This window comes from Leisingera sp. ANG-DT (assembly GCF_000813785.1).
Taxonomy (GTDB): domain Bacteria; phylum Pseudomonadota; class Alphaproteobacteria; order Rhodobacterales; family Rhodobacteraceae; genus Leisingera.
Genome location: NZ_JWLE01000023.1, coordinates 16,458 through 31,378, shown reverse-complemented (window position 1 = coordinate 31,378; position 14,921 = coordinate 16,458). Strand labels below are relative to the sequence as shown.

The 14,921-nt window shown below is 64.0% G+C and carries 16 protein-coding genes; 9 read left to right on the top strand and 7 right to left on the bottom strand.

Annotated elements, in window-relative coordinates:
- Window positions 1-90: 90 nt before the first annotated feature.
- From yidC to RA21_RS16905, 5 genes are all read left to right on the top strand, one after another.
- Entirely contained in the window at window positions 91-1,899 is a 1,809-nt protein-coding gene (yidC, locus tag RA21_RS16925) for a membrane protein insertase YidC (RefSeq protein WP_039151089.1), read from the top strand.
- The gene (locus RA21_RS16920) at window positions 1,896-2,648 is read left to right on the top strand and encodes an MOSC domain-containing protein (RefSeq protein WP_039151086.1); all 753 of its coding nucleotides are present in this window, start codon (window positions 1,896-1,898) and stop codon (window positions 2,646-2,648) included. Before yidC ends, RA21_RS16920 begins: the two co-directional genes overlap by 4 nt.
- The gene (yihA, locus tag RA21_RS16915) at window positions 2,648-3,295 is read left to right on the top strand and encodes a ribosome biogenesis GTP-binding protein YihA/YsxC (protein WP_039151083.1); all 648 of its coding nucleotides are present in this window, start codon (window positions 2,648-2,650) and stop codon (window positions 3,293-3,295) included. The genes RA21_RS16920 and yihA overlap by 1 nt, the downstream gene beginning before the upstream one ends.
- 5 nt (window positions 3,296-3,300) lie before the next feature.
- Window positions 3,301-3,666 (top strand): DUF2946 family protein, encoded by a 366-nt coding sequence (locus tag RA21_RS16910; protein ID WP_193748086.1) that lies wholly within the window; start codon window positions 3,301-3,303, stop codon window positions 3,664-3,666.
- Window positions 3,667-3,737: 71 nt separating this feature from the next.
- On the top strand, window positions 3,738-5,135 hold the full coding sequence (locus RA21_RS16905; RefSeq protein WP_039151081.1) for a PepSY-associated TM helix domain-containing protein: 1,398 nt from the start codon (window positions 3,738-3,740) through the stop codon (window positions 5,133-5,135).
- A gap of 138 nt (window positions 5,136-5,273) precedes the next feature.
- Here RA21_RS16905 and RA21_RS16900 read toward each other — a convergent pair whose 3' ends face one another.
- Window positions 5,274-6,002, bottom strand: a complete 729-nt coding sequence (locus tag RA21_RS16900; RefSeq protein WP_019298033.1) for an SDR family NAD(P)-dependent oxidoreductase — start codon at window positions 6,000-6,002, stop codon at window positions 5,274-5,276.
- A gap of 134 nt (window positions 6,003-6,136) precedes the next feature.
- Between RA21_RS16900 and argB the strand changes: the two genes are divergently transcribed.
- The gene (gene argB / locus RA21_RS16895) at window positions 6,137-6,997 is read left to right on the top strand and encodes an acetylglutamate kinase (protein ID WP_019298032.1); all 861 of its coding nucleotides are present in this window, start codon (window positions 6,137-6,139) and stop codon (window positions 6,995-6,997) included.
- Window positions 6,998-7,098: 101 nt separating this feature from the next.
- Here the strand turns inward: argB and RA21_RS16890 are convergent, their stop codons facing one another.
- A complete protein-coding gene (locus RA21_RS16890; protein WP_029205014.1) occupies window positions 7,099-7,431 on the bottom strand; it encodes a GYD domain-containing protein in 333 nt (110 codons plus the stop codon).
- A 238-nt stretch (window positions 7,432-7,669) separates the two neighbouring features.
- On the opposite strand from RA21_RS16890, the gene RA21_RS16885 reads away from it, so the two are divergent.
- The 3 genes from RA21_RS16885 to RA21_RS16875 all read left to right on the top strand — a co-directional run bounded on the left by RA21_RS16885 (window position 7,670) and on the right by RA21_RS16875 (window position 9,419).
- Window positions 7,670-8,371, top strand: coding sequence for a hypothetical protein (locus RA21_RS16885; RefSeq protein ID WP_039151078.1), 702 nt, complete (start codon window positions 7,670-7,672; stop codon window positions 8,369-8,371).
- Complete coding sequence (locus RA21_RS16880) at window positions 8,368-8,865, top strand: SixA phosphatase family protein (RefSeq protein ID WP_039151073.1); 498 nt, start codon at window positions 8,368-8,370, stop codon at window positions 8,863-8,865. The genes RA21_RS16885 and RA21_RS16880 overlap by 4 nt, the downstream gene beginning before the upstream one ends.
- A gap of 101 nt (window positions 8,866-8,966) precedes the next feature.
- On the top strand, window positions 8,967-9,419 hold the full coding sequence (locus RA21_RS16875; RefSeq protein WP_039151071.1) for a DUF411 domain-containing protein: 453 nt from the start codon (window positions 8,967-8,969) through the stop codon (window positions 9,417-9,419).
- A gap of 83 nt (window positions 9,420-9,502) precedes the next feature.
- On the opposite strand, the gene RA21_RS16870 is transcribed toward RA21_RS16875, so the two are convergent.
- From RA21_RS16870 to RA21_RS16850, 5 genes are all read right to left on the bottom strand, one after another.
- Window positions 9,503-10,294: an amino acid ABC transporter ATP-binding protein gene (locus tag RA21_RS16870; RefSeq protein WP_029205013.1), complete on the bottom strand. Its 792-nt coding sequence runs from the start codon at window positions 10,292-10,294 to the stop codon at window positions 9,503-9,505.
- 12 nt (window positions 10,295-10,306) lie between these two features.
- Window positions 10,307-11,605, bottom strand: a complete 1,299-nt coding sequence (locus RA21_RS16865) for an amino acid ABC transporter permease (RefSeq protein ID WP_039151067.1) — start codon at window positions 11,603-11,605, stop codon at window positions 10,307-10,309.
- 3 nt (window positions 11,606-11,608) lie between these two features.
- A complete protein-coding gene (locus RA21_RS16860) occupies window positions 11,609-12,841 on the bottom strand; it encodes an amino acid ABC transporter permease (RefSeq protein ID WP_019298025.1) in 1,233 nt (410 codons plus the stop codon).
- 126 nt (window positions 12,842-12,967) lie between these two features.
- On the bottom strand, window positions 12,968-13,984 hold the full coding sequence (locus tag RA21_RS16855; RefSeq protein WP_029205012.1) for an amino acid ABC transporter substrate-binding protein: 1,017 nt from the start codon (window positions 13,982-13,984) through the stop codon (window positions 12,968-12,970).
- A gap of 231 nt (window positions 13,985-14,215) precedes the next feature.
- Entirely contained in the window at window positions 14,216-14,920 is a 705-nt protein-coding gene (locus RA21_RS16850; protein WP_039151064.1) for an ATP12 family chaperone protein, read from the bottom strand.
- Window position 14,921 lies beyond the last annotated feature (1 nt).

Below are 14,921 nucleotides of genomic sequence, written 5' to 3'. Positions count from 1 at the left end.
CGCGCCGCTGCACCGCGATTCTGCTTGACCTTTGCGGCCCACCTCTGTTGAACCCCACGTGTCCTTCCCTACACGAGGTGGCAGTCCCCAATGGACGATCAGAACAAAAATCTTATTCTCGCAACCGTACTCAGCTTTCTGGTGATCCTCGGGTGGTATACTTTCTTCCCGCCGCCGGAACCGGAACAAGCGCCGGAAACCGCGGTCACTGAAACCGCCCCGGCGGGCGACACCGCCGCAGCGCCCAGCGCCGCTGGTGCCGATGCCGTGGCCGAGGCTGCCCCGGAAGACGCCGCCGCCCCGGATGCGCCGCGCGTCGCCATCGACACGCCCCGCGTCACCGGCAGCATCTCGCTGCAGGGCGGCCGGATCGACGACCTGTCGCTGAAGGACTACCGCGAGACGCTGGATGAAGGCTCCCCGATCGTCAAGCTGCTGAAACCGGTGGGCGAGGCCGGCGCCTATTACGCGCTCTACGGCTGGGCCCCGGGTGCGGGCCTGACCCTGAACGACGTGCCGGGCGCCAACACCATCTGGTCTGCCCCGGACGGCGCCACCCTGTCCGCGGACAGCCCGGTGACGCTCACCTGGGACAACGGCAAGGGCCTGACCTTCTCCCGCACCATCGCGGTGGATGAGGACTACATGTTCTCGGTCACCCAGTCGGTTGCCAACGCCTCCGGCGGCACCGTGTCGCTGGCGCCCTACGGCACCCTGGCCCGCCACGGCCAGCCCGAGGGGCTGAAGAACTTCTTCATCCTGCACGAGGGCCTGGTCGGCATGACCGATGGCGAGCTGGCCGAGACCGATTATGACGACATGGCCGATTTCGAGCCCGATCCACGCGACGGTTCCAAGTCCAGCGTCAAGCAGGTCGAAGCCAACGGCTGGATCGGCTTCACCGATCACTACTGGATGTCCACCCTGGTGCCCGCACCGGGCCAGGGTTTCCGCTCCATCGCCAAGTTCGACGAGCGCCGCGAGATCTACCAGACCGACATCGTGCTGCCGACCGTCACCGTGGCCGAGGGCCAGTCCTCCGAAGTGACCACCCAGCTGTTTGCCGGCGCCAAGGAATGGGACGCCATCCGCGGCTATGAAAAGGGAGGCATCGAGGGCTTCCTGGACGTGATCGACTGGGGCTGGTTCTTCTTCCTGACCAAGCCGATGTTCTGGCTGCTGCACAACCTGAACGTCCTGATCGGCAACATGGGCTGGGCGATCATCGGCCTCACGGTGGTGATCAAGATCCTGGTGTTCCCGCTGGCCTATAAATCCTATGCCTCCATGGCGAAGATGAAAGAGCTTCAGCCGGAGATGGAAAAGCTCAAGGAGCGCGCCGGCGACGACCGCCAGAAGATGCAAAAGGAGATGATGGAGCTCTACAAGAAGGAGAAGGTGAACCCCGCCGCGGGCTGTCTGCCGATCCTGATCCAGATCCCGATCTTCTTCTCGCTCTACAAGGTGATCTTCGTCACCCTGGAACTGCGCCACGCACCCTTCTTCGGCCCCTTCCAGGATCTCAGCGCGCCGGACCCGACCTCGATCATGAACCTGTTCGGTCTGCTGCCCTTCGCCTCCCCGGCACCGGAAAGCATCCTGGCCCTGGTCTTCATCGGCATCCTGCCGATCCTGCTCGGCATCTCGATGTGGCTGCAGCAAAAGCTGAACCCGGCGCCCACCGACCCGACCCAGCAGATGATCTTTGCCTGGATGCCTTGGGTGTTCATGTTCATGCTCGGCGGCTTCGCCTCCGGCCTGGTGGTCTACTGGATCGCCAACAACACGATCACCTTCAGCCAGCAGTACCTGATCATGCGCAGCCACGGCTACAAACCGGACGTGTTCGGCAACATCAAGTCGAGCTTCAAAAAGAAGCCGAAGGCTGAGAAGGAATGACCGCAAAGGTCACAGACATCTGGCGCCACCCGCTCAAATCCCATGGGCGGGAGGCACTGGAAAGCGTCACCATGATCGCCGGGCAGACCATGCCCGGCGACCGTGTTTGGGCGGTTGCAAACGAACAGTCCAAGGCCGACGGCAGCAAATGGGTGGTCTGCGGCAACTTCTCCCGCGGGTCGCAGTCCCCTGCCCTGATGGCCATCAACGCGCGGCTGGAGGACGCTACCGGGCTTCTCACGCTGACCCACCCGCAGCGGCCCGACTTTACCTTTGATCCCGAAAATCCGGCGGACCTGCAGCGCTTTCTTGATTGGGAAAAGCCGCTGCTGCCCGCTACCGCCCGCGCCTCAGCCCGCATCATCCGGGTGCCGGGCCGCGGCATGACTGACACTGACTTCCCCTCGGTCTCCCTGTGCAATTGGGCTTCCCACCGCGCGGTAGAGCAGGCCATTGGGCACGAACTCTCTCCCCTGCGCTGGCGCGGCAACATCTGGTTCGACCTGGATGATCCTTGGGCCGAAAACGAATGGCTGGGCCGCGAGGTGCAGATCGGCGCGGCCGTCTTTGCGGTGCGCGAGCGGGTGGTGCGCTGCCTGGCGACCACCGCCAACCCCGAAACCGGCGAACGCGACGCCGATACGCTCAAGACCCTGAAAGAGAATTGGGGCCACCAGGATTTCTCGGTCTACGCCGAGGTGGTGCGCGGCGGCGAAATCCGCCTGGGCGACGCGGTAAAGGTGCTGTGATGCAGATGCAATTTTCCCTGGCCGAAGCGCCGGACGACATTTCCGCTGAAAAGGGCCGCAAGCTGTTTGCGGGCGAGACCGAGTTCCTGAAAGGCGTGGTCGCGATGAACGGCCTGCCGGATGCCGACCGGGTGGAGGTCTGCTTTGCCGGACGCTCCAACGTCGGCAAGTCGAGCCTGATCAACGCACTGACCGGCACCAAGGGCATTGCGCGCGCCTCCAACACACCGGGCCGCACCCAGGAGATCAACTTCTTCACCCAAGGCCCCGACCTCTATCTGGTCGACCTGCCCGGCTATGGTTATGCCAATGCGCCGCTCAAGGTGGTGGAGCAATGGCAGAAACTCTTGAAACGCTATCTGTCGGGCCGCCAGAACCTGCGCCGCGCCTTTGTGCTGATCGACAGCCGCCATGGCGTGAAGGCGGTGGATGACGAGATCATGAAGCTCTTGGACAGCTCCGCCGTCACCTTCCAATGCGTGATGACCAAGGCCGACAAGGTCAAGGAAAAGGACCGCGCCAAGGTGCTGGAGCAGGTCAAGGGCGCGCTGGCGAAACACCCCGCCGCCTACCCCGAGATCGTGCTGACCTCCTCCGAGAAGGGCGACGGCATCGCCACCCTGCGCTCCATCATCGCGGGGCTGTAACACCCGTGCTCAGCCGCCTGCCCTCCCTGCTGGTTGTGATCGCCCTGGCCGTGGCCGGGCTGATCCCCTCCGGCTGGATGCCGGCCTCGGCGCAGGACGGCAAGGTGCTGCTGGTGATCTGTACCGGCCACGGGCCGGTGGAAACCTGGGTTGACCTGGACAGCGGCGAACCCCATGCGCCCGCCGAGCAGATGGAAGACCGCAGCTGTCCCTTCGCCGCGCTTGGCGCGGTGGCGCTGCTGCCGGACAGCCTGATTGATCTGAACCTGGACACACCTCTCAGCGGCCGCTGGTCGCGCGAGGCTTTCACCCATCACACTGCCGGCTTCCACTGGCGCTACGACGCCCGCGGTCCGCCCGCGCTCTCCTGACTTTCTGAACAAACCTGACATTTTCGCCGGCGCCCCGCGCGCCCGGCCCTGTTCCGATATGGAGAGACCCAATGGCGACCAGCCAACCGCAATCCGCGGGCCAAACGCGCCCGCTTTCCCAAAAATTCTACGCCGCCGTCTGGCGCTGGCATTTCTATGCCGGCCTGTTTGTGATCCCCTTCCTGATCATGCTGGCCGTCACCGGCCTGATGATGATGTTCATCACCCAATTCGACGGCCGCGACGGCGAGAAGATCACCGTCACCCACGGCGCCGCCGAGCTGAGCCTGCCTGAGCAGGAGGCCGCCGTTCTGGCCGCCCAGCCCGGCACCATCGCCGAGTGGATCGGCCCCAAGGCCCCCGATCTGGCCGCGGTGTTCCGGGTGAAAACAGATGACGGCCAGCGCCTCGTCGCACTGGATCAGTACACCGGCGAGGTGATCGAGGTCTGGGACCGCCGTGCAGGCTGGTACGATCTGGCCGACAACATCCACTCCACCCTGCTGATCGGCGACACCGGCGACCGGCTGATTGAGATCGCCGCGGGCCTCGGCATCGTACTGGTGCTGACCGGGCTGTACCTGTGGTGGCCGCGCGGCAATGCCATCAGCGCCTTTGTCCCCAACCTCCGCGCCCGCGGCCGCGCTTTGTGGAAGAACCTGCACGCGGTGACCGGCTTCTGGATGTCAGCCCTGCTGGTCATCTTCCTGATCTCGGGCCTGTCGTGGACCGGCATTTGGGGCGGCCAGATGATGCAGGCCTGGAGCACCTTCCCGGCAGCCAAGTGGGACAACGTCCCCCTGTCGGACGACATCCACGCCAGCATGAACCATGGGCATACCAACGATGTCCCCTGGGCGCTGGAGCAGACCCCGATGCCCGCTTCCGGCTCTGTCGCCGGGATCACCGGCGTCACCGATGGCGCGCCTGTGGATGCCGCCAGCCTGATCGCCCTGGGCCGTGCCTTGGGCATGGAGGGCCGCTTCCGCCTCGCCTACCCCGGCGGCGAAACAGGCGTCTGGACCCTCAACCGCGACAGCATGAGCGGCGACGGCGACAGCCCCTTCATCGACCGCACCGTGCATGTGGACCAGTACAGCGGCAAGATCCTGGCGGATGTGAAATACGACGACTACTCGCTCGCGGGTAAGGCGATGGCGGTCAGCATCCCCTTCCACATGGGTCTGATGGGCACCTGGAGCTTCGTGCTGAACGTGGTGTTCTGCCTCGCGGTGATCTTTGTCTGCGTCTCCGGTCTGGTGATGTGGGTCAAGCGCCGCCCCGCCGGTGCCGCCCGCCTCGCCGCCCCGCCGGAACCGGCAGAGATGCCGTTCTGGAAAGGTGCCGCGCTGATCGCGGTGCTGGTCTCGCTGGCCTTCCCGCTGACCGGCCTGGCGCTGCTGGCCGCGCTGGCGTTCGACGTGCTGCTGCTCGGCAACCTGCCGGTGCTGAAACGCGCGGTGAGTTGAAGAAAAACGGAGGGCAGCGCCCGTCCCGGCGGGGTGGGAAGCGAAGCGCCCGCCCCGTCGTGCTGGAAGCACGCCTCCGGCATGACGGAGGGCGGGGCGGGCGCTGCCCGGCCTCACGGCCAGGCGGTAGATCTGCAACTACACATGCTGCGCGCCGTTCACCTCGATCTCGGCACCGGAGATGTAGGAACTGCCCTCCGAGCACAGGAAATAGATCGCTGAGGCGACCTCCTCCGGCTGGCCCAGCCGCTGCATCGGCAGCTTCTCGACGATCTTCTCGGTGCCGGGCGACAGGATCGAAGTTTCCACCTCCCCCGGCGCAATCGCGTTGACCCGCACCCCCATCGGCCCGAAATCATGCGCCATCTCCCGCGTCAGCGCCGCCAGCGCCGCCTTGGAGGTGGCATAGGCAGCCCCGGCAAAGGGATGCACCCGGCTGCCCGCGATCGAGGTCACGTTGACCACCGATCCCTTGGCCGCCGCCAGTTCGTCCTTCAGGCCGCGCGCCAGAACCACTGAGGCAAAGAAATTCACGTGAAACACCTTGCCCCAATCCATCAGGTCGGTGTTGAGCGTGCTGAGCCGCTCCCCCTCCGGCCCCTTGGGCGAGATGCCCGCGTTGTTGACCAGGGCATCCAGCTGCCCGTCCAGCATCTCCTGGATCCGGCCCACCGCGTTGATGGTGTCCGATGGGTCCGACAGGTCCAGCTGCACATGGTTTTCCTGACCGCCGCCCCAGGGGCATTCCTGCGGGAACGGCTGGCGCGAGCAGGTGATGACCCGCCAGCCCTCGGCGTTAAACCGGCGCACGGTGGCATGGCCGATGCCGCGGCTGGCGCCTGTCAGCAGTAGTGTCTTCTGGCGCATGGCGCCCTCCTGATGAGAGAATCTGCGCCGAGCCTAGCATCCGCGCCGCCATCTGCAACGGGCTGCGCCAAACCCTCCCCTTGGCAGCAGCGCCGGAACCCCGTAACACATCCTGACCAAGGGATGATGCAGCAATGAAGAAACAAGACATGAACCGCGATTGGATTGCCACCGCCGAAACCCTCTCCAGCGCGCTGCCGTATTTCCAGCGCTTTGCCGGGGCGATTGTCGTCATCAAGCTGGGCGGCCACGCCATGGGCAGCGACGAGGCGATGGAGACCTTTGCCCGTGACATCGTGCTGATGCGCCAAGTGGGGGTAAACCCGGTGATCGTGCATGGCGGCGGGCCGATGATCAACGCGATGCTGGAAAAGCTGCAGATCAAGTCGGAGTTCGTGAACGGCAAGCGGGTCACTGATGCCGCCACCATGGAAGTGGTGGAGATGGTGCTGTCCGGCGTCGTCAACAAGCGTATCGTGCAGGCGATCAACAGCCAGGGCGGCCGCGCCGTCGGCCTGTCGGGCAAGGACGCGAACCTGATCACCTGCGATCAGGCCGACCCGGATCTGGGCTTTGTCGGCGCGCCGGCGGAAATGGACCCCAAGGTGCTGCACGGGCTGTTTGAGAAGAACATGATCCCGGTCATTGCCCCTATCGGCGCAGGCCGGAATGGCGAGACCTACAACATCAACGGCGACACGGCTGCCGGCGCCATCGCCAAGGCGCTGCAGGCCGACCGCCTGCTGCTGCTGACGGATGTGGCCGGCGTCAAAAACGCCGAGGGTGAAGTGGTGACCGAGCTGAAGGCCGCGGACGTCGAGGAGATGACCGCCAGCGGCGTCATCGCCGGCGGCATGATCCCCAAGACCGAAACCGCGCTGGACGCGGTCCGCGGCGGCGTGCGCGCCTGCATTATCGTCGACGGACGGGTGCAGAACGCGGTGCTGCTGGAGCTTTACACCGACCACGGCGCAGGCTCGATGATCCGCGCCTGATGGCGTCAGGAAATCAGGTCAAGAGGGGCGCTGCCCCTCTTGGCTCTCCCGGGCCAATCCGCCCCGGGATATTTTCAGTCAGATGAACGGAGGGCTGGGCCTCAGCTCCCCGGCGCCTTGTAGGCACCTGCAATCGATCCCGCCTTCTTCTGAATTTCCGTAAATTCATCCGAGGTGAAGGCACGCACGGTCCTGAGGTTGCTGACCGCGCCGCTGGCGCCGGTTGCCAACAGGCCCGCCAGCAGACCGCTGATGTCGTCAATCGTGACCTTGATCGCAAAATCGCGGTCCCCCGTGGTCAGATAGAAGGTCTCCAGCTTGCCGCCCGCTGCCTCGACAAGGGCCCGCGCCGCGGCCTCGCGGTCGCTAGGGTTCTCGATCATCGCCTTCATTGCGGAAGACGTGTAGTTCCCGGTCACGATAAATCTCGGCATTTGGTCACTCCCTGGGGTGGAAAATGCACGCCGCTGCTGGGCAGGATGCCGAACTTTGCGGCCTGCATGCCCCCGGGGCGGAGGATACCACAAATCCGCTTTTCAGCATATGTGCCCGGCCGCGGCGGCAGCGGACGGCGGGAAGACGCCGGCAGGCGATTGCGGGACGTTTTTTGCCCTCCGGCCAGGCTCCGGGCGCTGCTAGGCTCATCCCAAGCCCGCCGGAAGGACACCGCCAATGACCCTGACAGACCAGCCTGCCCCCGCCCCCCGCAGCCTGCCGACCTGGAACAGCATCGAAACGGCCGCCGCTGCGGCCGGGCTGGAGGTCTGCGCGGCCCTGCATCCGGCGCGCCAGCCGGTTCAGGCGCTGGCAGGAGGCACCCTGATCCTGCTGGGCACCGGCACCGCCTTCTGGCCGCTGTTCAAGACCAGCCCCGAATACCAGGACAGCGTGCCCGATCCAGTCGACAGCTGGTCCGGGCGGGTGGTTGGCGCGCTGGCAAGGGATTTGGGCGGCACCGCCTATTTCCCTTTTGGCGGCCCGCCCTACTCGCCCTTCATCAACTGGGCGCTGGCGTCGGGGCGGTTCTTCACATCACCGTCACAGATGCTGGTGCATGATAGCGCCGGCATGATGATTTCCTTGCGGGGGGCCATTCATTTTGAACAGGAATTTGACATCCCCCCTGCACCTTTGGCACAGTCTCCCTGCGACAGCTGCCCCTCGCGTCCCTGCCTTGCCGCCTGCCCCGTCAGCGCCCTGGCCGACGGAGGCCCCTACGATCTGGCGGCCTGCCACGCGTATCTCGACACCAGCGCAGGCGCCGGCTGCATGTCCGGTGGCTGCCTTGCCCGGCGGGCCTGCCCGCTGAGCCGCACCGCCGGCCGCGACCCAGAACAAACCGCACATCACATGAGGCATTTTCACCCGCAATGACCTGCACCCTGATCCTGACCCGCCACGCCAAATCCGCCTGGGACACCAATGTGCCCAGCGACCACGCCCGCCCGCTGAACAAGCGCGGGCGCCGCTCAGCCCCGGCCATTGCCGCCTGGATGCGGGAATGCGGCTACCTGCCGGATCAGATCATCTCCTCCTCTGCCCAGCGCACCCGCGAGACCTGCGAGCTGATGGAACTGGGGGTGCCTGCAACTTTCACCGAGCGGCTGTATCACGCCAATTCGGACATCCTGTTCAAGGTGCTGAGCCAGGCGGAGAAACCGCGGGTCATGCTGGTCGGCCACAATCCCGGCATTGCCGCCTTTGCCCATACCATCGTGTCCAGCCCGCCGGACCATGCGCGGTTCGACGACTACCCGACGGGTGCGACGCTGGTGGCGGAGTTCGACATTGAGAACTGGCGGGATCTATCCTGGAGCAGCGGCAAGGTGATCGACTTTGCGGTGCCGCGGGAGCTTTTGGGCGAGTGAGACCTGCGGCAAGCTGGCGCATCCCGCGCGGGAGGGCTCTGGCACAGGTGCGGCTGCGTGCCTAGGTTGCCTGACAGACCTTTCCCGGACTGGAGACCGTCATGCACCGCCGTTCCCTGCTGCTGGCCGCAGCCGCCCTCCCCCTCGCATCCCTGCCCGGTTTTGCCGCGGCGGCAGAGACCATTCGCATCATGAAGTCGCCCAGCTGCGGCTGCTGCACCGCCTGGGCTGACCATCTGGCCGCCGCCGGTTTTCAGACCGAGGTGCGCAATGTCGCGGATGAGGAGCTGTGGGCAATGAAGGAGCGGCTGGGTGTCAGCGGCGATCTCGCCTCCTGCCACACCGCGATGGCCGGGCCTTATGTGATCGAGGGCCATGTGCCTGCCGAAGACATCCAGCGGCTGCTGGCGGAACAGCCGGCTGCGCTGGGGCTCTCCGTGCCGGGGATGCCGATCGGCTCGCCGGGGATGGAAATGGGCGATGAGCGCGAGGCGTTTGACACCCTGCTGATCCTGGCGGACGGCACCACCGAAGTGTTTGCCAGCCATTCCTGATCTCACCCATTCCTGAACGCAGGTTCCGAAACAAAAAAGGCCGGGCGCATTGCCCGGCCTTTCTGTTTGGTGAAGCGGTTGCCTCAGTGACCCAGGATCTGGCTGAGGAACAGCTTGGTGCGGTCGCTCTTCGGGTTGTTGAAAAACTCTTCCGGCTCGTTCTGTTCGACGATCTGGCCCGCATCCATGAAGATCACCCGGTTCGCCACCTGACGGGCAAAGCCCATCTCGTGGGTCACGCACAGCATGGTCATGCCTTCCTCGGCCAGTTCGATCATGGTGTCGAGCACCTCTTTGATCATCTCCGGGTCGAGCGCCGATGTCGGTTCATCGAACAGCATGATGCGCGGCATCATGCACAAGCTGCGCGCGATGGCCACACGCTGCTGCTGGCCGCCCGACAGCATGCCCGGGTACTTATGGGCCTGCTCCGGGATCTTCACCTTCTCCAGGAAGTGCATCGCCCGCTCTTCGGCTTCCTTCTTGGGGGTCTTGCGGACCCAGATCGGCGCCAGGGTGCAGTTCTCCAGGATGGTCAGATGCGGGAACAGGTTGAAGTGCTGGAACACCATCCCGACCTCGGACCGGATCTTGTCGATGTTCTTGAGGTCGTTGGACAGCTCGGTGCCATCCACCACGATCTTGCCCTGCTGGTGCTCTTCCAGCGCGTTCAGGCAGCGGATCAGGGTGGATTTGCCGGAACCCGACGGCCCCGCGATCACGATCCGCTCGCCCTGATTGACGGTCAGATTGATGTCGCGCAGCACGTGGAAGGACCCGTACCACTTGTTCATCCCATTGATTTCAATAGCAACCTCGTCGCTCACCTGCATTTTGGAGCGGTCGATTGCGCGGTCGGACATAAGTTCAGACATGTGTTGAACTCCTTAACGGTGGTCGGTGGCGAGACGGCGCTCGAGCCACTGTGAGTATTGAGAAATGCCGTAGCAGACGACGAAGAACAGAAGCGCAGCAAAGCCCAGAAGCTCCCAATAGACCCCGTTCCACTCGGTGGAGGCGAGGATCGGGCCGCGGATCATGCCAACCAGGTCGAACATCGAAATGACCGAGACCAGGGTGGTGTCCTTGAACAGGCCGACGGCCACGTTCACGATGCCCGGGATGGAGATCTTCAGCGCCTGCGGCAGGATGATCAGCCGCATCGCCTGGGGGTAATCCAGGCCAAGGCTGTCAGCCGCTTCGTACTGTCCCTTCGGCAGGGCCGCCAGACCGCCGCGGATCACCTCGGCGATATAGGCTGCCGAGAACATGGTGATCATGATCACCACACGCAGGAACAGGTCGACGGTGCTTTCCGGCGGGAAGAAGTAGGCCAGCATCACCGATGCCACGAACAGCAGGGTGATCAGCGGCACGCCGCGCACGAACTCAATGAAGACGACGCAGATCCACTTGATCAGCGGCATGTCCGACTGGCGGCCCAGCGCCAGCGCGATGCCCAGCGGCAGCGACAGCGACACACAGGTTACGCCCAGCATCAGGTTCAGCATGAAGCCGCCCAGATCGCGCGAGGGCACGGCCTGCAGCATGGCGTTATCGGATGCCCCTTCCGGGATCAGCATTCCGCCGATGATCCAGACAGCAAAGGCTGCGGCAATCGCTCCGAAGAAGCCGACCGCAAAGCTGCTCTTACCGTAGGTCTGGAATACAAAGGCGCCTGCTACAAAGCCCACCAGCGCAACAATCGGCGCCAGGATAGTGCCGCCCCAGATCAGCCAGAAGGCCAGGAAGGGGTAGACGGCGGTGAAAGCCAGCAGCTTGCGCGGCAGGTCAAAGAACAGCACCGGCGCAATGGCAAACAACAGCAGCACAAGGGCCAGGTTCGGGCGCCAGTACTGATCGGAGGGGTATTTGAAACCATACAGAAGCTGGTTCCAGCGCTCGGTCAGGACCGAGAAACAGGCGCCTGTCTTGCCCTGCAGAACCTCGCGGCATTCCGCCAGCGAGCTGGTGGTCCAGACCCCGTTCAGCAGCCACGGCAGGGTCTTGCTGAGCAGCAGATAGATGACCAGCAGCGCCGCAATGGTCAGGGCGGAGTTCACCGCGTTGGAGAACAGGTTTTCGCGCAGCCATTTAACCGGGCCGGTTTCCCCTGCCGGCGGCGGGGCCGGCGGGATTTCGGTTTCGCGGACAAAGGCGATGGAGTGTGCGTGTGTATCGCTCATGTCTCAGCGCTCCTTCAACTTAACAGATGCGTTGTAGACGTTCATCACCATCGAGATGGTCAGCGAAGCGGTCAGGTAGAACAGCATCAAGAGGAGAACGCATTCAATGGCGCGGCCGGTCTGGTTCAGGGTGATCCCGCCCAGAGTTGCGGTGATATCCGCATAGCCCACGGCAATCGCCAGCGAGGAGTTCTTGGTAATGTTGAGGAAGTTGGAGATCAGCGGCGGGATGATCACCCGCAGCGCCTGCGGCAGAACCACCAGGTTCATCACCCGGCGCGGACGCAGGCCCAGCGCGGATGCGGCCTCGGTCTGGCCCTTGGACACCGCCTGGATGCCCGCCCGGACGTTTTCCGCGATGAAGGCACCGGTGTAGATCGACAGTGCGAACCACAGCGCGATCAGCGGGCCGCCGACCTTGATGCCGCCGCTGAAGTTGAAGCCCTTCAGCTCAGGATATTCCCAGGTCAGACCCATGATCAGCATCAGCGCCAGGAACGGCACCAGCCACGCGGCGAGGATCATTGCCGTGGTCTTGGGCCGCACACCGGTGGCTTCCTGCTTGGCGTTGGCCCAGACATTGATCTGATGGGCCGCAATCCAGGAGCCTGCAAAGCCACCCAGCACCAGCAGCCAGTTCATCGCTGTGCTGGCAAACAGGCCGTTCTCGAACCAGGGCATCGGCACGTAGATACCGCGGTTGGTGAAGGCAAAAGCGTCAAGCACCATGCTGGCTGTGGCATTGTCGCCGCGGAACGCCCGCGGGCCAGGCAGCACCGCCGTCATGATGGTGAAGATGATGATGATCCAGATCAGCACCGGAATGTTGCGGAAGATCTCAACGTAGACCGCCATCAGCTTGGAGACGAGCCAGTTGTTGGACAGCCGCAGAACCCCGGCGACCACCCCGAACACGGTCGCTGTGATACAGGCCAGGAAGGCCACCAGCAGCGTGTTCAAGAGGCCGACCAGGGCGGCCTTGGCGTGGCTCGACTGGCTGTCGTATTCAACCAGGCGCTGGTTGATGTCGTAACCGGCCGGATCGCCAAGGAAGGTATAGGAAATGTTAAGCCCGGCAGCGCGGAGGTTCTGGATCAGGTTGTTTCCAAGATACCAGATGCACAGGGCAAGGACGATAGCCGCGATCACCTGAAAGGTCAGTGACCGGTAGCGGGTATCGTTGATGAGCATAGACAGCCGAAAGCCTTCGTTCGGCGGGTCAGTCAACGTTGACATATATTGTGATCCCCTGACTCCGGCGTCGTGATCCTGGCGGGGTTGTCCCCGCTCCGCAGCTGGCCAGAGCATTTTCATGATAGGAAAAGGGCGCAGGAAAATCCTGCGCCCTTCCCGGTGGTGTGTTTAGCGGAACGGCGGAGCGTACAGCAGGCCGCCTTCGGTCCACTGTGCGTTCAGGCCGCGGGCCAGGCCAACCGGAGTGTCTTCGCCGATGTTCTTGGCAAAGATCTCGCCGTAGTTGCCCTGAGCGGCAATCGCGTTCTTGCCCCAGTCAGCCGACAGGCCGAGCATCTCGCCCAGGGTGCCTTCGGTGCCCAGCAGGCGGTTGATTTCCGGGTTCTCGGTGCCAGCTGCCATTTCGCTCAGGTTGGCCGAGGTCACGCCCAGCTCTTCTGCCGCGATCAGCGCCATCAGGCTCCAGCGGACCACATCGCCCCACTCATGGTCGCCATGGCGGACCAGCGGGCCCAGCGGCTCCTTGGAGATGATTTCCGGCAGGATCACGTGGCCGGCCGGATCGTCGAAGGTGGCGCGGGTTGCGGCCAGGCCGGAGGCGTCGGTGGTGTAGACGTCACAGGCGCCTGCCAGGTACTGCTGCTGCGCTTCGGCGTTGGTTTCGATCGGAACCGGCTCGTAGCTGATGTTGTTGGAGCGGAAGAAGTCCGCCAGGTTCAGCTCGGTGGTGGTGCCGGTCTGGATACACACGGTGGCGCCGTCCAGTTCCTTGGCGGAGGACACGCCCAGCTCTTTCGGGACCATGAAGCCCTGGCCGTCATAGTAGTTGACGCCCACGAATTCGAACTTCAGGTCAACGTCGCGGCTGAAGGTCCAGGTGGTGTTGCGGGCCAGCATGTCGATTTCGCCAGACGCCAGCGCGGTAAAGCGGGTCTTGCCGGTGGTCGGCACGAATTCGACAGCGCTCGAGTCGCCCAGCACGGCTGCAGCCACAGCACGGCACACGGCAACGTCAAAGCCTTCCCATTCACCGTTTGCATTCGGGGCCGCAAAGCCGACCAGGCCGGTGGTGACGCCGCAGTTCAGCTTGCCGCGGGCCTTCACGTCGTCCAGCGTGCCGGCAGATGCTGCGCCAGCCGCAAGACCGGCAAAGGTCATTGCGCCCAAAATAACGGATTTTTTCATATTTACCTCTTCCTGATAGCCCGCCATTCGGCGGTTCTTATTTTCCGGCGATCCCCCGCCGGATATGAGACTGAAGAAGGGTTTGCCCCTAATTCGTGGCTGAGTTTGGGCGCATTCATCAGCAAACGTCAAGGGCGGTATCAGGAATTTCGATGTACGAATTCCGCACGAACGGCGTCCGCGCGGAATTTTGTTTCCGGTTCGGCTGTGGATAAGTAATTTCTTATCCGGTCAGGAAAAATCGAAGAATCGCTTGGCGTGCAGGAATTCCTGCCGTTTCACTTCGGCTGCAGCCTGGGCTTCCTCGTCCTCACCCCACTGCTCTTCCTGCCAGCGCTCGTCCAGGCGCGACAGCAGCCAGATCTCCTCGGCGCTGCGCCAGCCCGAAGCGGCTGCAAAGCCAAGGATCAAAGAGCCTGAAATGCCTACAAGATCGTGAAATGCAGCCAGCTGGAAGGGAGTCATGGCGCGGGTTTTCTCCGCCAGAACCGCCAGGGCTGCGGGTTCCTGCGGCTGGTGCAGAACCCCGGTCCGGGGCAGCAGACGCACCCCCAGTTCCGCCTCGGCCCAGTCCAGCACCGGGTCCCATTCCGCGGCCTGACGGGCCGCCAGTTCAACCGGAGAGTCCGCCCGGTAGCACAAGAGATCACTGTCGCCGTATTCGGCCAGCATCGCCGCAACTTCGCTGTGCTGATGTGTCACCTTGTCAATTGCAGCGTTGGCCGACCGGGTGCAAGGCATGGAATTGGGGTTAACTGATTCGGTTTGGGCGTCCCATTCCGCGGCAATCGCCTCGGCCATTTCCCGCGTCGGCACCATCAGCGGTGCCTTGGCCGGGGTCTTGACCCGGCGCCCGTCCAGCTCCACCTCGAAACCCTCCGCAGCTTCCGCCACGGTGACCGCTTTCCAGAACCGTTTCTGTGCCCAGCCGCTCATA